The organism is Rhizobium sp. WW22 (assembly GCF_047041135.1).
GTDB lineage: Bacteria > Pseudomonadota > Alphaproteobacteria > Rhizobiales > Rhizobiaceae > Rhizobium.
This window is the reverse complement of the sequence record NZ_CP178199.1, coordinates 412,117-434,999: the sequence shown is the minus strand read 5'-3', so window position 1 is coordinate 434,999 and position 22,883 is coordinate 412,117. Positions and strand designations below refer to the sequence as shown.

Sequence of the window (22,883 nt, the reverse complement as noted above, 5' to 3'; positions counted from 1 at the left end):
GACCCCTCTTTTTATGCTGCTGATTTCGCCAAAACCCACCGCCGGCTGATATCACTGAAATCTGTCGAGCGTTTTGTAATACAGGCCGACCAAAGGCAGGAACCATGGCTTGCCGAAATGGCCGGGAACGGCCGGCCAATCGAGCCCCTTGAGCGGGTTGCGGTCAGGCCTTCCGAGGATCGCATCCGCAATGGCCATGCCGAGATGCGTGGAAAGCTGCGCGCCGTGACCTGAATAGCCCATGGCGTACCAGATGCCGTCATGATAGCCGGCACGCGGATAGCGATCCTTGGTGATATCGACGAGACCGCCCCAGCAATAGTCGATCTCGACCTCGGCGAGCTGGGGAAATATGCGGGCGAGGCTTTCGCGAAGTATCGCGCCGCTCCGGGCGTCGGAACGCTGGTCCGAGGTCGCCAAAAAGCGGGCGCGCCCTCCGAAGATCAGCCTGTTATCCGGTGACAGGCGCCAGTAGTTGCCGATGTTCATCGTGTTCACGCAGGTGCGATTGCCGGGCATTGCCGAGGCAACTTCCGTATCCGTCAAGGGCCGTGTCGCGACGATGAAACTGCCGACCGCCATGATGCGGCGACGGAAGTAGCTGAAATTGGCTGTCGTGTAGGCGCCGGTCGCGATCATGACCTGGTCTGCCGTGACGGTGCCCTTGGTGGTCTTTAGGACGTGCCTACCGCCCGCCTGGCTGCGCTCCGTCACGGCAGCGCCTTCCACGATGACCGCTCCGCGTCGCCTGGCCGCCTCGGCCAATCCGGCGACATAGCGGCCCATATGCATCATGGCGCTCTTCTTCGACAGCATCGCGCCATGAAACGGCGAGCCGATCTCATCCTTGAGATCGGTGGCGGAAAGCAGCGCGGTGTCGGGATCGACCTCGGCATGCACCGCCTCGAAATTCCTGGCCAGACCTTCGAAATGCTGTGGCTTGGAGGCAAGCTTCAGCTTGCCCGCGCGGCGGAAATTGCAGTCGATCCCCTCTTCGGCGATAATCGCTTCGAGCGTGTCGATCGAAGCGTCCAGCGCGTGATAGAGGGCGATCGCCCGCTCCTTGCCCAATTCCGCCTTTGCCGCAATGTAACTATGCGCCAGGCCATTGTTCAGATGGCCGCCATTGCGCCCGGACGCACCAAAGCCGACGGTCTCAGCCTCCAGAACAAGGACCTTCGCCCCCGCCATGGCAAGCTGCCGGGCGGCGCCAAGCCCGGTGAAGCCGCCGCCCACGACGACGACGTCATAATGCCCTTCGACGGGGCCGGCAGCGGCACCCGCAAAGCGTGGCGCCGTATCATGCCAATAAGAGGAATATTTCATCTGGCTGCCCTTTCTCAGAGCCCCACAACACCGGGCAGACCGGAAATATCGGCGATTTCGACATAGCCATAATAAGGATTGGCCGGCTCGTGACCACGGTTGACCCAGACCTTGTTCTTGATGCCGAGATCATGGGCCGACATGAGGTCGTAGCGGAAGGAGGACGAGCAGTGCAGAATGTCTTCCGGGCCGCAGCCGAGCATATCGAACATGTATTCGAAGGCCTGGAAGCGCGGCTTATAGGCATTGGCCTGCTCGGCCGTATAGACGGCATGGAAGGGCGCGCCGAGCTTTGCGACATTCGACATGATCTGGCTATTCATCGCATTCGACAGGATGACGAGCGGAATTTCCTTGGCGACCTTGGCAAGACCTGCCGGAACGTCAGCATGCGGCCCCCAGGTGGGGACGCGTTCATAAACAATCTTGGCATCTTCCTCCTTGAAGGCAACGCCGTTGCGCTTGCACGTCCGCTCGAGCGAATTGTGCACCACGTCGGTATAGGGCTTCCAGGCGCCCATGATCTCGTCGAGCCGATAAGCAGCGAAATTGTTGATGAACTGCAGCATGGCCGCCTCGTCGAGACGATCGCCATAGAGGTCACGGGCGGCTTCCGCCATCTGGAAATTGATCAGCGTGCCGTGGCAATCGAAGGTGATATATTTCGGGCGGAAGGTGGTCATGCGCTTCGTCCTTACGTGTTGCCCCTCGAGGCGTTTGGTGGAGAACACGATAATAGGATTGCTTTCGGCGCGTGAGCCCACTGATTTTGCGAGGTTCAGAGCAGAAAGTTTCGTATAGCGGCGTTCGTTTGGCATTTGCTTGCAGGGACAGCCGACGAAGACGCCTTTCGCTTACACTTTCGCGACTGCTGTCTGTGGCGTGACGGCATAAGATGCGGCAAGAGCGACCAGCTACGGCGAAAGATACCGTCAAGGACATCGCCTTCAGATAATCTTCCGGCACCGACGCTCCGACACTTGGGCAAAAGAAATATGAGGAGCACCATGCAGGAGCGACAGATAGAAATCAGGCCTTTCGGTCCCGACCATTTGGACGCTGCGGTCCGCCTGTCGCAGGAGGCCGGCTGGCCTCATCGCCTGGAGGACTGGGAAGTCGCCCTGGACCTCAGCACAGGTGTCATTGCAATCGGAGCCGATGGTGAGGTGGTCGGCACCACGCTACTGACGCCTTACGAAACGGACTGCGCTACGATCAACATGGTGATCGTCGCTGCAAGCATGCGCGGACGCGGACTGGGACGCCGCCTCATGGAGGCAGCCTTGGCTCTCGCGGATGACCGTCCCCTGCGCCTCACCGCGACCACCGATGGCCTGCCGCTCTATGAAAAGTTGGGCTTTCGCCAGACCGGCGCCGTCGTTCAACACCAAGGCCTTGTGGCGGCGGTTGCGAAACCGGCAAACACCGAAGCGGCGACCAGGGCCGATATCTCGGCAATTACAGCTCTCGACCGCGAGGCCTTTGGCGCCGACCGTTCCGCCCTGGTTGAACGATTAGCGGATCTGGGTGAATTTGCGATCATCCGCCGCAACGGCAAGGTCGCCGCCTTCGCCTGCCTTCGTCCCTTTGGCCGAGGCGAGGTCGTGGGGCCGGTCGTCGCCCCAGACATAGAAGATGCAAAATCGCTGCTGTCCCACTTCATGAGCCGGAAAACCGGCGCGTTCCTGCGTGTCGACACCGGCGCGGAAACCGATCTCGGACCTTGGCTCGCCAGCCATTCGCTTGTCCATGTCGGCGGCGGCATTACCATGGCGAACCCCGTTATCAAGCGCAGCAATTCCTCGACAGTCACTACTTTCGCCCTCGCCAACCAGGCGCTCGGCTGATCCGGAGAAGACCATGTACAGCAATTCCCTCATCGAGCTTGATCGCGCCCATCTGGTGCATCCGGTCGCCTCCTATCGCGGCCATGAGCAGCAAGGCGTGCGAGTGCTTTCATCCGCCAAGGGAGCGACGGTCACCGATGCTCAGGGCCGCCAGTTGATCGATGGCTTCGCAGGGCTTTGGTGTGTCAACGCCGGCTACGGTCACGAAACGATCGTGGAGGCGGCGGCCCGCCAGATGCGCGAGCTCCCCTATGCGACAGCCTATTTCGGCCTCGGCAGTGAATCGGCCATCCGCCTTGCCGCCGAGCTCGCCGAACGTGCCCCCGGCGACCTCAACCACATCTATTTCACGCTGGGCGGCTCGGATGCCATCGACAGTACCGTCCGCTTCATCCGATACTACTGGTTTGCCCGCGGCCAACCGCAGCGCGATCAGTTCATCTCGATCGAGCAGGGTTATCACGGCTCTTCCACGGTCGGCGCGGGACTGACCGCCCTGCCCGGCTTCCATGCCGGCTTCGGCGTTCCGCTCGACTGGCAGCACAAGATTCCGTCGCCCTATCCTTATCGCAATCCCGTCGGACAGGATGCGAATGCCATCATCCAAGCGTCTCTCGCGGCACTCAGGGCAAAGGTCGACGCGATTGGAGCAAACCGGGTTGCTGCCTTCTATGCCGAACCGATCCAGGGCTCGGGCGGGGTGATCGTCCCTCCGAAGGGATGGATGAAGGCCATGCGGGACCTCTGCAAGGAACTCGACATTCTCTTCGTCGCAGACGAAGTGATTACCGGCTTCGGCCGGACAGGCCCGCTTTTTGCCTGTTCCGAAGACGAGATCGTTCCCGATTTTATCACCACGGCGAAGGGGCTCACCTCCGGCTACGTTCCGATGGGCGCGGTGTTCATGGCCGATCATGTCTATCAGGTCATTGCCGACGGGGCGGGAGCCTCTGCCGTAGGTCACGGTTACACCTATTCCGCCCATCCCGTCAGCGCGGCCGTCGGGCTGGAAGTCTTGAAACTCTATGAAGGCGGACTGCTCGAAAACGGCATAAAAGCCGGCGCGAGGCTGATGGCCGGCCTCGAGAGCCTGAGAGATCATCCCCTGGTGGGCGATGTCCGCGGCCGCGGCATGCTGGCTGCGATCGAGCTGGTCGTGGACAAGGCCGCAAAAACGCCGCTGCCGGCGGAGGCCCAGCCGTCACGCCGGATTTTCGACCGCGCTTGGCAAAACGGTCTCGTGGTCCGCGCCTTCGCCAATGGCGTGCTGGGGTATGCTCCGCCGCTTTGCTGCACGGACACCGATATCGACGCGATCATCGAACGAACGGAAAGGACGCTTGATCAGACGCTCGAAGATCCCGACATCCGCCGGGCGCTGAAGGACTGAACCGGCCGGGGGCTAGGATCGATATACCGCGCGCAGGCGTTTTTCAGAATTTTGTGCCGCATCGCTAGTCCGATTCGGCGCAAACGGCGCGGTCGAAGTGCCAAACTTATCCTTAATGAAGGTCCATCCCGGCAAATTCGGGAGCGTCAGAAAACAAGTGGACCTGGGAACAGCATAATCTTCCGCAAGGCGGCCGCCCGGCGCCGCCAGCAAGCAGACTGGGGTAAGATATGACTAAGTCATTGGCAGAATTCAAATATATGAGCTTCGACGTTGTCGGAACGCTGATCGACTTCGAAGGCGGCCTGAAAACCTGCCTCAACGAAATTGCAGCTGAAGCGAAGGTGACGGTCGACGGCGAGGAGGCGCTCGCGCTCTATCGAGCCGCGCGCTACGCCGATGATGCGGATCTGTTTCCCGACGATCTCGCACGTGTCTATCTCGCCATCGCCCCAAAACTCGGTTTGCCGGCCGAAGAGGCCTATGGTCGGCGCCTGCGCGATTCCGCCAGACTATGGAAAGCCTTTCCCGACAGTGCCGAAGCCCTGGCGCAACTTGCCCGCAAATATCGGCTGATCGCCATGACGAACGCCCGACGCTGGGCCTTCGAACATTTCTCGGCGGAATTGGGGCATCCGTTCCATGCTGCCTTCACCGCCGACGACACCGGCACCGAGAAGCCCGATCCGGCGTTCTTTCATAAGGTCTTCGACTTCGTCGCCGGCGAGAATGCCAGCAAGGACGATATTCTCCACGTAGCGCAGAGCCAGTACCACGATATCGGGGTATCCCGGCAATTGGGGATGACGAATTGCTGGATCCAGCGCCGTCACGCGCAGGCCGGTTATGGCGGCACGATCGAACCGGCCGAATTCACCACGCCGGACTACCACTTCAAATCCATGGCCGAGCTTGCCGAAGCCGTGAGGGCGCTGGAGGCGGCCTGACCAGCCGTCATCATCGTCGCATCCAATAAAAAGCAGACTGCCAACCAGAAAAAAGGGGAATGACATGAACGACAAGATCATGAACTGGACTGCCTCGGATGACACGATGGTCGAGAACGCCATTCGTCGAGGCGCCACCCGCCGCGAACTTCTCACCATGCTTCTGGCAGGCGGTGTCGCGATGTCGGCGGGCGGCCTGGTGCTCGGCCGGGCATCGAATGCCGTCGCGGCCACTCCCAAATCCGGCGGCAATCTGAAAGCAGCCGGCTGGTCGTCCTCGACCGCCGATACGCTGGATCCCGCCAAGGCATCGCTGTCGACGGACTATGTGCGCTGTTGCTCGCTCTACAATCGCCTGACCTTCATCGACAAGGCCGGCGTGACGCAGATGGAACTCGCCGAAAGCATCGAAAGCAAGGACGCCAAGACCTGGACGGTCAAGCTGCGCAAGGGCGTGACATTCCATGACGGCAAGGAGCTGACGGCCGATGATGTCGTCTTCTCGCTCAAACGCCATCTCGATCCTGGCGTCGGCTCGAAAGTCGCCAAGATCGCCGCGCAGATGACCGGCTTCAAGGCTGTCGACAAGTCTACGGTCGAAATCGCCCTGGCCGATCCGAATGCCGACCTGCCGACCATTCTAGCCCTGCATCACTTCATGATCGTCGCCAACGGCACGACGGACTTCTCGAAGGGCAATGGCACCGGAGCCTTCGTTCTGGAAACCTTCGATCCGGGCAATCGCTCGGTCGTGGTGAAGAACAAGAACTACTGGAAGTCCGGCCAGCCCTACCTCGAGTCGTTTGAGTTCTTTGCGATCAGCGATGACAATGCCAGGGTCAATGCTCTGCTTTCGGGCGACATTCACTACGCCGCTTCGATCAATCCCCGCGCCATGAAGCTGATCGACGGACAGTCAGGCTTTACGCTGTCGAAAACGACGAGCGGCAATTATACCAATCTGAACATGCGCCTCGACATGACGCCGGGCAACAAGAAGGATTTCATCGATGGCATGAAGTCGCTGGTCAATCGCGAGCAGATCGTCAAGTCGGCCCTGCGCGGGCTTGGCGAAGTTGCCAATGACCAGCCCGTTTCCCCCGCCAATATCTATCACAACAGCGATCTGAAGCCGAAGGCCTTCGATCCGGACAAGGCGAAGTTCCATTTCCAGAAGGCCGGCGTGCTCGGACAATCCATTCCGGTGATAGCCTCCGACGCTGCAACTTCGTCGATCGACATGGCGATGATCATCCAGGCGGCCGGCGCAAACATCGGCATGAAGCTCGATGTCCAACGCGTTCCTTCCGATGGTTATTGGGATAATTACTGGCTCAAGGCACCGATCCATTTCGGCAACATTAATCCGCGCCCGACGCCGGACATCCTGTTTTCACTTCTCTATGCTTCGAATGCACCGTGGAACGAAAGCCAGTACAAGTCGGAAAAGTTCGACAAGATGCTGATCGAAGCCCGCGGCTTGCTCGATCAGGCCAAACGCAAGCAGATCTACGCCGAAATGCAGGTGATGGTCGCTGAAGAAGCCGGCACCATCATCCCGGCTTACATCTCGAATGTGGATGCGCTTTCGGGCAAGGTGCACGGATTGGAAGCCAACCCGCTCGGTGGCATGATGGGTTATGCAATGGCGGAGTATCTGTGGCTCGATGCCTAACGGCAGCTGAGCCCCCCGGACGGCGCAAACCCGTCCGGGAACCTCCGTCTCGCGAACGCCGTTCGTGTCGTAGATCGCCGCAGGAGCATCGCCATTGAGATCCGAGGTCTCCAATCTCATCCTAAACCGGCTCTTCATCGCGCTCATCACCTTGCTGATCGTGTCATTCGCCGTCTTCTTCGCAACGAGTATGCTGCCGGGAGACACGGCGTCCATTCTGCTCGGCCAGGCAGCTACGCCAGAAGCGGTTGCCGGCTTGCGCAAGGCAATGCATCTCGACGAGCCGGCGACCCTGCGGTTCCTGGAATGGCTTCTGGGCCTGATCAGGGGTGACCTCGGCACGTCCTATGCAAACAACATGCCCGTTGCGGAACTGATCGGCCGCCGCTTGGTTGCGACGTTGGAGCTTGCCGCCATCACGACGCTCGTCTCGGTCCCGCTTGCGCTCCTGCTTGGCATTACCTCGGCCATGCTTCGAGGCTCCTATTACGATCGGATTGTCACGATCATTTCCATCGGCGTCATATCGGTGCCCGAATTCATGGTCGCAACGCTTGCGGTGCTGCTGTTCGCCGTCTATCTGCGCTGGCTGCCGGCACTGTCCTCCATCAGCCAGGTGCATACGGTCTTCGACCTTCTGAAGATCTACGCCATGCCCGTCATCACGCTCACCTTTGTCATCTCAGCCCAGATGATCCGCATGACCCGGGCGGCCCTAATCGAGACGTTGAAGACGCCTTATGTGGAAATGGCCCTGCTCAAGGGCGCCTCGCGCGGCCGCATGGTGTTCAGGCACGCATTGCCCAATGCGCTGGGGCCGATCGTCAATGCGATCGCGCTATCGCTCTCCTATCTCGTCGGAGGTGTGATCATCGTCGAGACCATCTTCAACTATCCGGGTATCGCCAAATTGATGGTTGACGCCGTCGCGACCCGCGATCTCCCGCTCATCCAGAGCTGCGCGATGATCTTCTGCGTCGGTTATCTCCTGCTGATCACCATGGCCGATATCGTTGCAATCCTGTCAAATCCGAGGCTGCGATGACCACGAACAGCTTGGCTTCCCGCACCCCTTCCCTTCTTGGCTATAATGTCAGCCTTGTTGGCGTTGTGGCCTTTGCCATAATCCTTGGCTGGACGATCGTCGCATTGTTCGCACCCTACATGCTCCCCTATTCCGTCGGCGATATCGTCGATACGGACTATTTCGGCCCTATAAGCCGGCAATTGTGGCTCGGCTCGGACTATCTCGGCCGTGATATGTTCTCGCGCGTTTTGATGGGCGCGCGCTATACGGTCGGCATTTCACTGGCTGCGGTCACGCTGTGCTGCTTTTGCGGCGTGACGCTCGGCATGACCGCCGCAGTTGTCGGTGGATGGTTCGACGCGATCCTGAGCCGGTTTCTCGATGCTTTGAACTCCATTCCAAGCAAGCTTTTCGGCCTGGTCGTCGTTGCCGCCGTCGGCTCGTCCATTCCGGTGCTGATTATCACGCTTGCCGTCATCTATACGCCCGGCGCCTATCGCTTTGCTCGCGCGCTCGCGGTCAATATCAACACGATGGACTTCATCACGGTTGCCCGCACCCGCGGCGAGCGGGTCGGCTACATTATCGGTTCGGAAATTCTGCCGAACATCATCCGCCCGGTTCTGGCGGATTTCGGCTTGCGCTTCGTCTTTGTCGTTCTCCTGCTGTCCGGTCTATCCTTTCTCGGCCTCGGCCTGCAGCCGCCCTATGCCGACTGGGGAGCCTTGGTCCGCGAAAATATCGGCGGGCTGCCCTTTGCCGCCCCGGCCGTACTCGTGCCCTCTTTTGCCATTGCCAGCCTCACCATCAGCGTCAACCTGCTGATCGACAACCTGCCGCGCAGGATCAGAGACAGGAGCGCATGACGATGACAAGCCTCGTTGAAATCAAGAATCTGAAAGTCGAGGCGACGACCGATTCGGGCGTACCGTCGAGATCATCAAGGGCGTCAGTTTCAATATCGCCAAGGGCGAGATTGTCGCGCTCATCGGCGAAAGCGGCTCGGGCAAGACGACGATCGCGCTGACGCTCATGGGGCATGCGCGCGAGGGCTGTCGCATCTCCGGCGGGGAGATCCAAGTCGATGGGCAGGACATGGCCGCCCTTTCCGAAAGCGAGCGTTCAAAGGTCCGCGGCACCACGGTTGCCTATATTCCGCAAAGTGCAGCGGCCGCCTTCAACCCCGCTACGAAGATCATGGAGCAAGTGATCGAGGTCACTCGCATTCACCGGCTGATGCCGCCTGAACAGGCTCGCCAGCGCGCGATCGAGCTCTTCCGGGCGCTGTCGCTGCCGAACCCCGAAACAATCGGCGAACGATATCCGCATCAGGTCTCGGGAGGTCAGTTGCAGCGGCTGGCGGCGGCCATGGCTCTGATCGGCGAACCCAAGCTTGTCATTTTTGACGAACCGACGACCGCACTTGATGTGACGACGCAGATCGATGTGCTGAAGGCATACAAATCCGTCATCCGTGCCGGCGACATCGCCGGCGTCTATGTGTCACACGATCTGGCCGTCGTCGCACAGATTGCCGATCGGATTGCCGTGCTCAAGGGTGGCGAAATTCAGGAAATCGCGCAGACGGAAACTATCCTAAGACGGCCGAGCCATCCCTATACGCGCGAGCTGCTGGCGGCGTTCGAGCCGAAGCAAGCCATCCGCGACGGCAAAACAGGTGGGACGACTGCATCCGTGCTGAGGATCGATAATCTGGTGGCGGGCTATGGCGATATCCAGACTAATGGCCTACCCGCGGTCTGTGCGGTTCAATCCGTAAGCCTGGAGGTGGAAAAGGGGAGGAATCTCGGCATTATCGGTGAATCCGGATGCGGAAAGTCGACGCTGGCGCGCGCAATTGCCGGCATATTGCCGGCCGTATCAGGCACTATCGGCTTCAATGGCAGCGACATGAATCGTGCTGCCAAATTGCGCTCGCGCGATCAATTGCGGGAGATGCAGATCGTCTTTCAATATGCCGACACGGCACTCAATCCGGCAAAATCGATCGCCGATATTCTCGAGCGGCCCCTGGCCTTCTATCATGGGATGGACCGCAGGGCTCGAGCGGCCAGAGTCGACGAGTTGCTTGACATGGTGCGATTGCCGCGCGCGCTTCGCTATCGCTATCCGTCGGAATTGTCAGGCGGACAGAAGCAGCGCGTGAATTTCGCGCGTGCGCTTGCGGCAGAGCCACGGCTGATCATTTGCGATGAAATCACATCCGCGCTCGACACGGTGGTTGCGGCGGCGATTATCGACCTGCTTAAGGAACTGCAGCGGGAGCTGCATCTGTCCTACATCTTCATCAGCCACGATCTGTCGGTGGTCGAAGCGATCTGCGACGAGATCGTCGTGATGTATGGCGGCAAGAAAGTCGAACAGATCACGCGCGAGGCCGCAGATGCGCCGCGCCACCCCTATTCCCAGCTGCTGTTCGGGTCCGTTCCCAAGCTCGATCCGACTTGGCTCGACAATCTCGTCCAGGACCCGGAACTCAAGCGCGAGTATGGCCACGGCTAGCCGGACACAGTCCGGAAATGCCACTGGGCGCTACATGGGAAACAGGCTGGTCAAGGGCATATGCGCCTTGACGATCGGCGACTTGAGCACCACGAAGCTGAAATACTTGTCGATGCCGATATCCAGGTCGGTCAGGCGTTCCATGATCGTCTGATATTCTCCGATCCCAGCCGTCACGAACTTCAGCATATAGTCGTAGCCACCCGAAACGAGGTGGCATTCGATGACCTGATCGACCTTTTCGACTGCCGAAAGGAAACGGGCGAAATCGATTTGCCGATGGTTCTTGAGCGTGACTTCCGTAAAGACTGTCAGCGTCTGGCCAAGTTTACCGATATTGATCTGGGCCGAGTATCCCTCGATATAGCCTTCCTGCTGTAGTTTCTTGACCCGCATAAGGCAGGGGCTCGGCGACAGGTTGACCAGTTCCGCCAGTTCGACATTGGTGATGCGACCGTTCTTCTGAAGTTCGTACAGGATCTTGATGTCGATACGGTCGAGCTTCATCGGCAGATCTTTCCCATTTAAGGCGGCATTTTATGCTGCGAATTCTTGAAGATCGAGCATAACACCATGGTCCATCTTGTCTATTTCATTCTGCAGGAATCGAACCGGCACAATCGACCGCTTGGTTCCCCATGAGCAGAATCTTATGCCGCATGGCGTGGTTGTGCGGCAGCTTCATGTCCGATCATTTGGCTATGCTGTCGGCTCGATAGGAGACCCGCATCCATGCCCGCACCGCTTACCCTTGTCGAAAACTCGCCGGAATTGCCGGCCTCTGCCGATGTCGTCGTCATCGGGGCTGGGATTATCGGCGTCTTTACCGCCTACTATCTGGCAAAGCGGGGCCTCAAAGTCGTTCTCCTCGAAAAAGGTCGCGTCGGCGCCGAGCAGTCCAGCCGCAACTGGGGCTGGTGCAGGCAGCAGAACCGCGATGCCCGCGAGCTGCCGATGGCGACGAAAAGCCTGGAGCTTTGGGACCGATTCGCCGCGGAGAGTGGAGAGAGCACCGGCTTTCGCCGCTGCGGCCTCTTCTATCTGAGCAATAGTGACGAAGAGCTTGCCGGATGGGCCCGTTGGCGCGACTTTGCGCGCGGCGTCGGTGTAACCACGCATATGCTCGATAGCGTTGAAGCCAGCGAACGCGGCAAGGCGACCGGCCGCATCTGGAAGGGCGGCGTCTTTTCTCCGACAGACGGCATTGCCGATCCCGCCAACGCCGCCCCGGCGGTCGCTCGCGCCCTTATGAAGCTGGGGGGCTGCCTACGCCAGAATTGCGCGGCGCGCGGCATAGAAACCGAGGGTGGGAAGCTCTCCGCCGTCGTGACCGAGGAAGGCACGGTCAAGACCAAGGTTGCCGTCCTGTCGGGCGGCGCCTGGGCTTCGTCCTTCTGCCGTCAGCTTGGCGTTCGCTTTCCGCAGGCGTCGATCCGCTCATCAATCCTTTCCGTCAGCCCCGGCGACGACGAACTCCCGGATGCTCTTCATACCGCGTATGTTTCGGTGACGCGCAGAGGCGATGGCGGCCATACGCTCGCGATCAGCGGACGGGGCCGCGTCGATCCCACGCCGCAGAACATTCGGTTTGGCGCCCAGTTTCTGCCGATGTTCGTTCGCCGCTGGCGCGCGCTTTCGCTGGGCGGCGTCGAGGGCTTTCGCAGTGGCCACGAAAGCCTGGCGCGCTGGCGCCTGGATCGGCCGACGCCGATGGAGCGGATGCGTATCCTCGATCCGGCCGTCGATAGAGGCACGATCCAGCTTACCTATGACCGTGCGCGCGAATTGCTTCCTGCCATCGCAAACCGCCGCATCACCGCAAGTTGGGCCGGCTACATCGATTCCACCCCCGACGGCGTGCCCGGCATAGGCGAAATCGCATCCATACCGGGCTTCGTGCTGGCGGCCGGTTTCAGCGGCCACGGCTTCGGCATCGGACCGGGTGCCGGCCACCTGATCGCCGATATCGTCACCGCTGTCACGCCGATGGTCGACCCGAAACCCTATCACCCAGACCGTTTCCTGCAATCCGCATGGGGCAAGGTAGCCGACTTCTGAAATGGGTCACCCATGCTAGACTTCGCCGGCAACCGAACCAGACAATACGGAATTTCCTGATGCAGGCCCGTCAGCTCGAAGTCTTCTGCATGCTGATGCGATCCGGAACGGTGACCGGCGCTGCCGCCATGCTCAACATCACGCAGCCGGCGCTAAGCCAAATCCTGCTGCATGCCGAAGACCAGCTGGGGTTCAAACTCTTCAACCGCGTGCGCGGCAAGCTGGTCCCGACGAGAGAGGCTGAAGAACTATATCCGGAAGCCGAGCGCATCTTTTCCGAGCTCGGAGCGCTTCGGCGCCGAACGACCGATATGCGCTTCGGGCGGACCGGCTTGATCAGGATCGCGGCCACGACACCGCCGGCCATGTCGATCGTCCCCAAGGCGCTTCTCGCCTTCAGAACGACCTATCCGGATATCGTCGTCCGCTCGCTGATCGCACCGCTGATCAATGTCGTCGATATGATCCGCAATGGTGATGCCCCGCTCGGCATCGTCATGAACAACATCGCGCGGCCCGGCATCGATGTCGAAACGCTCGGATATGCCGAACTCATCTGCATCGTGCCGGAAGGGCACCATCTTGCCGCGCGCGACTGCATCACCTTCGCCGATCTTCAGAACGAGACGCTGATCTCCTACCGCGCCGATACCTTCCCCGGCCAGCTGCTTGCCAACGCCGCAGCTTTAGAAAATCAGTCGTTCAATCCCGCGATCGAAATCGATATTTCCATTACCGCCTTGCCCTTCGTCCGCAATGGCTTCGGTGTCGCGATCGTCGATGGTCTGCTGCCGTGGGAACAGTTTCCCGGCCTTGTGCGCCGGCCGCTGTTGCCACGAAAGACAGTTCCGATCGCGCTGCTGACCAGCCGGGACCGCCCCTTGACGGGTAGCCACCTTATGATGCGCGACTATTTGCGCCAGGCCTGTGCCGGCGTGCTGAAGAATGGCGAAGCCCCGCCGGAGTAAATCGCGTCGGCATAGCCAAACGAACTTGGTCAGGTCTCGTTTATCCAGGATCCGATCGGCAGCGGACGAACAGGCGCCTGCTCACGCAGGCGACCGACCTCGCAAACCGGGATTCCCGCACGCTCCGCAATCAGTTCGGCGCCGGCGAGCTGACAAAACCGTCCCTGGCATCGTCCCATACCCACCCGCACCATTGACTTCACCCGGTTTGCCTCACCCCCGGCATGGTCGACGCTTTCACGCAGATCGCCGGCGCTGATGCCCTCGCAGCGGCAGACCATCGTTTCATCGGGAACGGATCGGACCATGTCGGCAGGCCAGGGAAAGGCGCGGGCGATTGCGCGAGCAAAGCGTTCGTAGCGGGCGAGCCGCCGGAGATCCCGTGCCGGATTGGGATAAGGCAATCCCATATCGGCAAGGCAGGCGCTCGCGGCTAGCCGTCCCGCAACCTCCGCGCCATCGGCGCCAAGGATCCTCAGGCCATCGCCGGCAAGATAGACACCATCGGCAGCTCGGCCCATTCGATCCGCCCGTGGGAGCCATTGGGCCCAGCCCGGATCGTAGTCGAACCTGCATTGAGCGAGGCCGGCAAGCTGCGTTTCGGCTCTCAGATGCCAGCCAATGCCGACCATATCGCATTCGGTATGATGGTCGCGCCCGCCGGCATCCCGCCAGCGAACGGCCGTCGGTCCGGTCTCGTCGCTGACGATATCGGTCAGCGTCACGCCTGCGCGATATATCAGGCCGAGTTTCAGTCGCATCGCCAGGCCCCGCAGGACCACAGCCGGCCTTGCCATCATGTGCGGAAGTGCAAGGATCTGGTTTCGAAGCGAGGCGGTATCGAGAACGGCCGCAACATTCGCTCCGGCCATCAGAAGCTGGGCCGCAACGAGGGTCAGCAGGGGGCCGGAACCCGCGAGAACGATCCTTCGCCCCAAGGCGACACCCTGCGCCTTCAGGGCGATCTGCGCAGCTCCGAGGCTATAGACGCCGGGCGCCTGCCAGCCGGGTATCGGCACCAGCCGATCGGTCGCACCGGTTGCCAGTATCAGCCTGTTATAGGCGAACTCCCGTCGACCGGCTGATGTCAGCACCTGCAGCATATTGTCCGCGAGCGCCATCGCTGAACTTTGAGGATGGTATTCGACCTCGCCGCGAGCGACCATACGATCGAAGAGGGAATGAAGGGCAAGGGCTTTGCCGGCCTCCGAACCATAGAGCTGCTGGGCTGACCGCATGAACCCCGCCGGTGGCCGGCGATATATCTGGCCGCCCGCCCTCATCCCCTCGTCAATCACGACGGGCCGGATACCGGCGGCCACCAGAAGCTCGGCTGCGCGGATGCCCGCCGGACCAGCGCCGACAATCACCGTTGCCTTCCGATCATTCGTCGTCATAGCCAATCTCCCGGCGCCCGGGTTAACAGGGACATGCCGTTGCCGACGAGGGTCGAACAGGCGCGCAGGCGGATTCCATTCTGCTGCCAGACCCAGCAATCCTGGCAGGCGCCCATCAGGCAGAAGCCGGCCCTCGCCTCCGGCCCGAATTCGGATTGCCGAAGAACCGACGAGAATGTCAGCATGGCCGTCAGCACCGTGTCACCGGCCAAGGCTTCCCGTTCTATGCCGTCAAGCAGGAAGCGGACGGATGGCCGGTCCTGTTCGGCGAGACGGACGATGCGCCCTGTTTCTCCAGTCGGACGCGGCCCCTTGCTCATTCGGCCGCCTCCACCTCTTTGATTTGAAGACGAACCTCCGGCATTTCCGGGAACCGGGCGCGGACATCGGCAAAAGCCGCGGCAACGCCCTCAGGTCCCGCACGTCCCTTCATTCGGCGGAAAATCTCCGTCTTGGTGAAGAAGCGCCAATGGATCGGAAGACAGGCGAGAATATCCGTGAGCAGGTTATAGGCCGCGGGCGTCCATTGTGCCTCGTAGCCTTCACGCTCCGCGCCGTAATGGAAGTGGGCCGACGGAACCGCGGGCGACGCTCTGAGACGAGAGGTTTCGGCTTCGTCCACCTTGCCGTTACGAATGACTACGCCATAATCGCGCTCGGCCACTTCCAAGGAAACATAGCCGCGCTCCACATCCTGCAGCACGCGCCAGACCTCGCGCTCAAGCGGATTTCCGCGACCGCCGCCTCCAGCCGAGCGGATCTCGAGCACATCTCCCGGCTGCAAGACGGCGGTATCGATATTGCCGAGCCGGCGATAATCCTCACGCCCGGGGTTCAATGCCATGTCGGAAAGCCCTGCCGCCTTGCCGCCGAGCACACCCCAGGGGCGGAAGAAGCTGCGGTCGCGGTTGCGGGCCGTGATACGGCTTCCGGGCGAGAACACGCGGAACGCCATCTCGGTCGCAAGACCCCCACGCCAACGGCCGGCCCCACCGCTGTCTTTGGCAAGCCCGTATTTGACGAACTCGATCGGCACTTCGGTTTCGGTGATTTCGATCGGCGTATTCTTCAGATAACCTGCATCGGCACCCGAACCGTTGGTCCCGTCGCGATGCGGCATCCCCCCGCCGCCACCGACCACCGGGTTGACGGCAGCAATGACGCTGCGGCCCGTGCGTTCGTCCGTGGTCATGACGTTGATGATGCAATTATTGCCGGCCGGCGCGGCAGGCAGCAATCCGGGAACCGCCTGGCTGAAGGCGCCAAAGATCACGGACCGCAAGCGCGCGCAGGTAAGCGAACGCATGCCGACGGCGGCCGGCGATACCGGATTGAGAACACTTCCCTGCGGCGCAATGCAGGTGAAAGGACGGGTCAGCCCGGTGTTGAGCAGGATCTTGGGGTTCAGCGTATAGAGAATGTAATAGACGCCGACCAGCAGCATGGTGTGGCGCGGATCGCCGCCCGAGGGAACGTTGAGCGACGAGCCAAGCTGCGGATCGGATCCGGTAAAATCGAGGATCGCCGCATCGCCGCTGATCGTCAGCGTCAGCTTCAGGCGGCATGGATTGGCCTCGACGGAATCCTCATCCGCATAATCGACGAATTCCCACGTGCCATCCGGCATTGTCCGCAGGAGATCGCGCGCCTGCGCTTCAGCGTGATCCAGAAGCACGTCGGCGCCTTCGAGAAATGCCTGCTTGCCGAATTTTTCGACCATCGCCAGGATCTTGCGCTCGCCGGTGTTGAGCGCTCCGACCAGCGCCTTGATGTCGCCGATGTTGAGGTCGGGTTTGCGCACATTCGTGGTCATGATTTTCAGGATATTTTCATCGAAGATGCCTTCGTTGACCAGCTTCATCGGCGGAAAGCGAATGCCTTCCTGATGAATTTCCGTCAGCGCGCGCGACAGGGAAGCCGGCACGGCGCCGCCCATGTCGGTGTTATGGATATGCCCGCCGGTCCAGGCGATGATCTCGCCGCCATAAAAAACCGGCTTCCAGAGATGCGTGTCCGGTGCGTGCGTCGCCACGAAACAGGAATAGGGATCATTGGTAAAGGCAACGTCGCCCGGCTTGTAATCCCCGACCATTTCGATGGCCCGGGTATAGGTAAGCCCCGGATACCATGTCGCGCCAAGGCTCATCGGGACGCCGAAGGTTTCCCCTTTGCGATTGATCAGCATGACGGTGAAATCCTCCGTCTCCTTGACGAAGGCCGAATGTGCCGTCCGCTGCAGCGTATAGGCCATGTTTTCGGCGGCGGCCCGGGTATGGTTGGCAAACACTTGAAGGTTCGAACGGTCGAACATGGGCCGTTACTCCGAGAAGGTGAGATGAAGGTTCAGGTGGCGGTCGATCGTCACCTGCGTGCCGGCAGGAATGGCAAAAGTCGTATCGTCCTGGGCTACGACGGCGGGGCCGCTGAAGCGGCCGCCCGGATGCAATTGGTCCCGCCGGTATAGCCCGATCCATTCGAATGCCTTGCCGGTATAAACCGGTATTTCGCGTTCCGGCTCGGCCATGCCGGCAATCTCGTCGAGGCCGACGGTCGTTTGCAGCATCGGTCCGGCGCCGATCGCGGACAGACGGAGATTGACGATCTCGATCCCGCCGTCCGGGTCGGCAAAATCATAGAGGCGGGCGTGCATGGCATGGAACGCCTCTTCCATCGCGGCGAGATTGCCTTCCGCTACCCAAGCCGCCTGCAGCGGAACCTCGATTTCAAAGCTTTGACCGACATAGCGCATGTCGGCGGAAATCCGCAATTCGGCAGGTCCTGCATGGCCCTGCTTGATGAGCCAGCTCCGTCCTTCGTCCGACAGCGCCTCCAAGGAACCGCGCAGCAATGGCACGGCTGCCGGCGATAGATGCGTGAAGACCGTCTTGATGAAGTCGCCGCGCAGATCCGCAACCAGCCCGCCGAGAGCCGACACCACCCCCGGACGTGGCGGTCCGATGACCTTAGCCATGCGGAATTCGCGAGCAAGGAACGCGCCCAGCATCGGGCCGCCACCGCCGAACGGCATGAGGGTAAACTCCCGCAGGTCGACCCCGGCCCGCGATGCCAGCTTCTCCACCTCGACGAACATCTCCGAGATAGCGATATCGAGAATAGCCTGAGACACCTCTTCAACCGAGCGACCGATACGCTCGGCAAGCGTCGAGACGGCTGCGCGCGCGAGCCCGACATCGACCTGCAACTGACCGTAGGCCATTTCGCTGTGCCCCAGCCAGCCGCAGACGGCCATGGCATCGGTCACGGTCGCTTGCGTGCCGCCGCGGCCATAACAGGCGGGACCGGGTGTAGAGCCGGCCGATTCAGGCCCCACCCGCAAGACGCCGTGGGCGTCGATGCTGGCAATGGAACCGCCGCCGACGCCTATGGAGCTGACGGAGACCGAGGGAATGTGAAGCGGAAACTCGCCGATCAATTCGCCTGTCCCGAATTGCGGCTCGCCGTCGATGATCAACGCGAAGTCTGCCGAGGTGCCGCCGATGTCAAGGGTGAGGACATGTTTCTCACCGGCGAGACGCGCTAGCCAGGCGGCGCCGATCACGCCCGAGGCCGTACCGGACAGCAGCATCTGGACGCAGGAACGCTTTCCTTCCGCCGCGTTCATGACGCCGCCGTTCGATTTCGTCAGCAGGGCCGGCGCCTTCACTCCGCGCGATGCGAGCTTGTCTTCGAGAGCCGTCAGGTAACCCGAAACCCTCGGATGGACGTAGCCGTTGAGGATCGCGGTCGTCGTGCGCTCGTATTCGCGAATGACCGGCCACACTTCCGAGGAGGTGAAAACGAAGAGATCGGGTGCGAGTTTTTCGATTTCGTTCTTGATGGCGGTTTCCTGGGCATCGTCGCGCCAGGAATGCAGAAAGGATATGATAATGCCCGCCGCGCCCTTGGCTCTTGCGGCAGCCACCGCCGCGGCAACCGCTTTCATGTCGGGCGCCCGCGCTTCGCTGCCATCGGCCCGCAAGCGCGCGGGGATGCCGAAGATCATGTCGCGTGCGATCAGCTGTTCCGGCCGCGAGCAGAAAAGAGAATAGACGTCAGGCATTTTCAGCCGTGCGAGCTCGATGACATCTTCGAACCCGGCATTCGTCAGGAGCGCGAGCGACACGCCGCGTCTCTGAATGACGGTGTTGATGCCGACCGTGGTACCGTGAACGAAGCGACTGATTGCCTCCGGCTGCAACCCCTCGCGCTCGGCAAGCAGGGAAAGCCCGGTCATCAACTCCGCACCCGGATCATCGGGCGTTGTCAGCACCTTTAATGAAGCAATGCGACCGGAGCGGCTTTCCAGCGCGCAGAAATCGATGAAGGTGCCGCCAATATCGACGCCGATCTTCCAATCCTGCTGCGAAGCCTCTACTGCTTGTCTTGCCGCATCCGCCATATCCGTTCCTTTCCTTTGCCTGTCCCGAATCTGGCACGGACGGGTCGGCAAGGTCCAAGAGCGAAAACGCCAAATGTCATAAGCCGGACTTATGCTCTGACGACCGGCAAAACCCATAGGCCGGACTTATGGGCATTGCGTAATCCCGACTTTGACAGCGCCGAGCCGGGTCGGACAGGATGGGGACTGTTTTCAGCCCCTGGAGAGCCTCAATGGATGCTATCGTGTTGGGCGGCGGGCTCATGGGAGCTGCCTCCGCCTTTTTTCTCGCCCGGCGCGGCATCCGCGTGACACTTATCGAACGCAATCGGGTCGGGAGCGGCGCTACGATAGCGTCATTCGGCAACGTCAGACGAAGCGGCCGGTATATTCCGCAATTGCCGCTTGCTCACCGCTCGCTTGCCCTGTGGCGAGACGCCGAGGCCATGCTAGGACGAGACGTGGAATTCCGCGCAACCGGCCATCTACGGCTGGTGTTCAGCCAGGAAGGGCTTGCCGCGATGCGGTCCTTCGTCAAGGAGGCCCGGCCGTGGGGACTGGAGCTGGAGGAGTTGACCGCGGGGGAGGTGCGGTCTCGCTTTCCAGGTCTTGGCCCCGATGCGATCGCGGCATCCTTTTCCCCGAAGGATGGAAGCGGCAATCCGCGTCTTATCGCACCGGCTTTCGCTCATGCCGCCCGAAAATTGGGCGCCGACATCGTCGAAAATGTCGGCATCGGCGCCATCAGAAAAAGTGCCTATGGATTTCAGGTCGAAACGTCGAAGGGTTCGCATGAAGCCTCGATGTTGCTGAACACCACGGGTGCCTGGGGTGCGCGCATCGCAAGCCTGTTCGGGGAGGCGGTTCCGATCGTTGCCAAAGGTCCGCAAATGGGCGTGACGGAACCTCTCCCCTATCGCATTCTCCCGGTCCTCGGCGTCTGGGCACATGATCACGGAGGCGGTTATCTGCGGCAGGTGGAACGGGGCAACATCGTCTTCGGTGGCGGCGCCGAGCGCACCGACGTTTCACTCGATACCGGATACGCCAAGGCAGACCCGGCTCGCTTGCCGGGACAGCTTCGTTCGCTGCTGCCGATTTTGCCGGCGCTGAAAAACGTTGCGGTGATACGCACTTGGTCGGGTTGCGAGGGCTATGTCGAGGATGGCCTTCCGGTGATGGGACGGTCATCGACGACACCGGGGCTCTTCCACGCATTCGGCTTTTCCGGCCATGGTTTCCAACTCGGACCCGGCGTTGGCGACGTCATGGCGGAAATCATGGCGACAGGGAAAACGGATATTCCGCTGCAGGATTTCCGCATCGAGCGCTTCGCAAAGCCGAATTGACTTTCAGGCCGATTTGCCTCGCCGGCTTCTGCTAAGCTGGTTTCGTCAACAATCGACGACGGAGCCGCATAAGCACTTGGGATCGCTCTCCGAGATCCGCTTTCATCTGGATGCCAGGGCGAGAGGGATCGTGCGCAGCGAATAGCGCCGTAACAAGCGCCGAAGGTGCCTGTCGCCGCTTGACGCCCCCGGTGAGCGATGAACAATTCGCGCTCAAGCACCATGCAATTCCCGCCTACCTCAAGGAACGAACATGACAGTCACTTTGACGAAAAGGGCAGATATCAATCTCCAGTCCGTTCTTCGCGTCGCCTGGCAGGGGGAGAATGTGAAGATCTCCGACGCGGCCATCGCCGAGATTGCCCGTTGCCGTGAAGCATTCCTGCTGCTGATCGACAATGATCCGACGGTCATGATCTACGGTGTCACGACGGCGATGGGAGAGCTGGCGAGCACGCGTCTTTCCCGGGAAGAGCGCGAGCGCCACGCCCGGATCAAGGCCTTTGCCGCCGCGACATCCTTCGGCGATCCCTATCCCGAACGTGTCGTCAGGGCGATGGTGTTTGCCCGTCTTGCGAATTTCATCGAGGGCAACGCTGCGACCACCCCACGCATCACGCTGGCGGTCGCCGACATGCTGGATGGCGCTCCATTGCCGACGGTCGCATCGTCGGGGCAAGGCGGCGCCGGGGAAATTCTTGCACTCTATCCACTATTTGCCGAGCTGACGGCTCGCTTCGACCTCGAAGTCAAGGAAAGAGGATCCCTCATCAACGGCTCGCCCTGCGCGGCGGCCCTTCTGGCGGATGCTGCCCTTGCAGCGCGGCGGCGTCTTCATCTTGTGGAACAGGTCTTCGCCCTGTCGATCGAGGCGTTCCGCGCGCCTATGGAGCATTATGACGCAGCGCTAGAGCAGCTCTGGGGCGACGAACATGAAGCAGCCGCCCTTCGCGCATTGCGCACGCTTCTCGCGGGCGCCGGCAGCGATCGCCGCAACTATCAGGCTCCGGTGAGCTATCGCATCGTGCCTCGCGTGCTGGGCCATGCCCATCGCGCCGTCTCCGCCGCCGAGCGCGCGGCAAATCTGTCGCTTGCCTCGGCCTCGGACAACCCAGTCTACATTCCGCCCGACGAGGAGCATCCGCTCGGCCGGTGCATCAGCACGGGCGGTTATCATAACGCGATGGCCGCGCCGGCGCTGGATGATCTTGCCGCCATCTGGGCCGACATCTGCCTCCTGTGTGACCGCCATGGCTCCAAGCTCCTGAACGGCGCGGTATCGCATCTGCCCGACATGCTGATGGTCGGCCGTCATCCGAGCGACAGCGATGGCCACGGCAGCCTCGGCTACGTGCCGATGGCGACAACCGGATATCTCGAACAGGCGAAACTCGCCGCACAGCGGACCTTCATACCCGGCACGGAATCGGCAGGATCAGGTCAGGACGATGTCGCCGCTACCGCCTTCCTGGCCTGGGCCAAGGAAGAACGAGCGGGCCGCTGCCTGGACGCCTGCCTGGCGAGCCTTGCCGTGATCGCTTCGCAGGCACTTCACGTTACCGGCCGTCAGGCGCCGGCTGCATTGCGTGATTTCGTTTCGGAGGTGCGCGGCATCGTGCCTCCGGTCGATGACGATCGCGTTCTTGGGCCGGAGTTGTCGCGCCTGGCAACACTGTTCACCTCGAAGGCATTCACACCCTGACGCCCCCTGCGTCTTCGCACAGTCATCACCAGGATCTTGTTCTCATGAATGGTCGCCTGGCTGATCACGAGAGCTTCGATGTCATCGCCAGGGGAAGGCCAGTCCGCAGCCGCCTGCGTGACCCAGGAGTAGACAAAGCACGCTAATGTCGAACATCTTGTAGAACTGCGCTTCGGTGACCGTTTCCGGCGGACCAAACTCATAGACACCCGAGTTATTGACCAGGATATCGATGCGTCCATATTGGCGACGTAAGCTGCTGGCTAAGGGAGCAATCATGCCCTTTCGTGGATGGT

Annotated in this window: 18 protein-coding genes and 1 pseudogene; 11 read left to right on the top strand and 8 right to left on the bottom strand. The window is 61.1% G+C overall.

All coding sequences use genetic code 11. From position 1 onward, the window contains the following. Positions 1-51: 51 nt before the first annotated feature. Both ACK83U_RS20935 and ACK83U_RS20930 read right to left on the bottom strand, forming a co-directional pair. Positions 52-1,326 carry an NAD(P)/FAD-dependent oxidoreductase gene (locus tag ACK83U_RS20935; RefSeq protein ID WP_112608421.1) on the bottom strand — a complete coding sequence of 425 codons (1,275 nt, stop codon included), beginning with the start codon at positions 1,324-1,326 and terminating at the stop codon, positions 52-54. 14 nt (positions 1,327-1,340) lie between these two features. Continuing rightward, positions 1,341-2,009, bottom strand: a complete 669-nt coding sequence (locus ACK83U_RS20930; RefSeq protein WP_112609119.1) for a haloacid dehalogenase type II — start codon at positions 2,007-2,009, stop codon at positions 1,341-1,343. Between the two features lie 324 nt (positions 2,010-2,333). On the opposite strand from ACK83U_RS20930, the gene ACK83U_RS20925 reads away from it, so the two are divergent. The 7 genes and pseudogenes from ACK83U_RS20925 (at position 2,334) to ACK83U_RS20895 (ending at position 10,735) form a co-directional block, all read left to right on the top strand. Beyond that, on the top strand, positions 2,334-3,173 hold the full coding sequence (locus tag ACK83U_RS20925) for a GNAT family N-acetyltransferase (RefSeq protein WP_112608419.1): 840 nt from the start codon (positions 2,334-2,336) through the stop codon (positions 3,171-3,173). A gap of 13 nt (positions 3,174-3,186) precedes the next feature. Continuing rightward, complete coding sequence (locus ACK83U_RS20920) at positions 3,187-4,563, top strand: aspartate aminotransferase family protein (protein WP_112608417.1); 1,377 nt, start codon at positions 3,187-3,189, stop codon at positions 4,561-4,563. Between the two features lie 230 nt (positions 4,564-4,793). Continuing rightward, positions 4,794-5,510 (top strand): HAD-IA family hydrolase, encoded by a 717-nt coding sequence (locus tag ACK83U_RS20915; protein ID WP_112608415.1) that lies wholly within the window; start codon positions 4,794-4,796, stop codon positions 5,508-5,510. 64 nt (positions 5,511-5,574) lie between these two features. Beyond that, entirely contained in the window at positions 5,575-7,185 is a 1,611-nt protein-coding gene (locus ACK83U_RS20910; RefSeq protein WP_112608413.1) for an ABC transporter substrate-binding protein, read from the top strand. Between the two features lie 94 nt (positions 7,186-7,279). Then, positions 7,280-8,230 (top strand): ABC transporter permease, encoded by a 951-nt coding sequence (locus ACK83U_RS20905; RefSeq protein WP_112608411.1) that lies wholly within the window; start codon positions 7,280-7,282, stop codon positions 8,228-8,230. Next, positions 8,227-9,078 carry an ABC transporter permease gene (locus ACK83U_RS20900; RefSeq protein WP_112608409.1) on the top strand — a complete coding sequence of 284 codons (852 nt, stop codon included), beginning with the start codon at positions 8,227-8,229 and terminating at the stop codon, positions 9,076-9,078. Before ACK83U_RS20905 ends, ACK83U_RS20900 begins: the two co-directional genes overlap by 4 nt. A 2-nt stretch (positions 9,079-9,080) precedes the next feature. Further along, positions 9,081-10,735, top strand: a pseudogene (locus ACK83U_RS20895) (ABC transporter ATP-binding protein). A gap of 30 nt (positions 10,736-10,765) precedes the next feature. On the opposite strand, the gene ACK83U_RS20890 reads toward ACK83U_RS20895, so the two are convergent. Next, positions 10,766-11,242 carry an Lrp/AsnC family transcriptional regulator gene (locus tag ACK83U_RS20890; protein ID WP_015343674.1) on the bottom strand — a complete coding sequence of 159 codons (477 nt, stop codon included), beginning with the start codon at positions 11,240-11,242 and terminating at the stop codon, positions 10,766-10,768. Positions 11,243-11,467: 225 nt separating this feature from the next. Between ACK83U_RS20890 and ACK83U_RS20885 the strand changes: the two genes are divergently transcribed. Further along, positions 11,468-12,793, top strand: coding sequence for an NAD(P)/FAD-dependent oxidoreductase (locus ACK83U_RS20885; protein WP_112608405.1), 1,326 nt, complete (start codon positions 11,468-11,470; stop codon positions 12,791-12,793). A gap of 59 nt (positions 12,794-12,852) precedes the next feature. Continuing rightward, a complete protein-coding gene (locus ACK83U_RS20880; protein ID WP_112608403.1) occupies positions 12,853-13,761 on the top strand; it encodes a LysR family transcriptional regulator in 909 nt (302 codons plus the stop codon). A gap of 29 nt (positions 13,762-13,790) precedes the next feature. On the opposite strand, the gene ACK83U_RS20875 is transcribed toward ACK83U_RS20880, so the two are convergent. Genes ACK83U_RS20875 through ACK83U_RS20860 form a run of 4 tightly spaced genes read right to left on the bottom strand, consistent with a single transcriptional unit; the run spans position 13,791 to position 19,557 of the window. After that, positions 13,791-15,158, bottom strand: coding sequence for an FAD/NAD(P)-binding oxidoreductase (locus tag ACK83U_RS20875; protein ID WP_112608401.1), 1,368 nt, complete (start codon positions 15,156-15,158; stop codon positions 13,791-13,793). Next, complete coding sequence (locus ACK83U_RS20870) at positions 15,155-15,478, bottom strand: (2Fe-2S)-binding protein (protein ID WP_112608399.1); 324 nt, start codon at positions 15,476-15,478, stop codon at positions 15,155-15,157. Before ACK83U_RS20870 ends, ACK83U_RS20875 begins: the two co-directional genes overlap by 4 nt. Beyond that, complete coding sequence (locus ACK83U_RS20865; RefSeq protein ID WP_183711223.1) at positions 15,475-17,469, bottom strand: hydantoinase B/oxoprolinase family protein; 1,995 nt, start codon at positions 17,467-17,469, stop codon at positions 15,475-15,477. Before ACK83U_RS20865 ends, ACK83U_RS20870 begins: the two co-directional genes overlap by 4 nt. A gap of 6 nt (positions 17,470-17,475) precedes the next feature. Beyond that, a complete protein-coding gene (locus ACK83U_RS20860) occupies positions 17,476-19,557 on the bottom strand; it encodes a hydantoinase/oxoprolinase family protein (protein WP_112608395.1) in 2,082 nt (693 codons plus the stop codon). 212 nt (positions 19,558-19,769) lie between these two features. Here ACK83U_RS20860 and ACK83U_RS20855 point away from each other — a divergent pair, with 212 nt between their 5' ends. Beyond that, positions 19,770-20,885, top strand: coding sequence for an NAD(P)/FAD-dependent oxidoreductase (locus ACK83U_RS20855; RefSeq protein WP_112608393.1), 1,116 nt, complete (start codon positions 19,770-19,772; stop codon positions 20,883-20,885). Between the two features lie 253 nt (positions 20,886-21,138). Next, positions 21,139-22,587, top strand: coding sequence for an aromatic amino acid lyase (locus tag ACK83U_RS20850; RefSeq protein WP_112608391.1), 1,449 nt, complete (start codon positions 21,139-21,141; stop codon positions 22,585-22,587). 81 nt (positions 22,588-22,668) lie between these two features. Here ACK83U_RS20850 and ACK83U_RS20845 read toward each other — a convergent pair whose 3' ends face one another. Next, positions 22,669-22,866: an SDR family NAD(P)-dependent oxidoreductase gene (locus tag ACK83U_RS20845; RefSeq protein ID WP_412474989.1), complete on the bottom strand. Its 198-nt coding sequence runs from the start codon at positions 22,864-22,866 to the stop codon at positions 22,669-22,671. Positions 22,867-22,883: the final 17 nt, after the last annotated feature.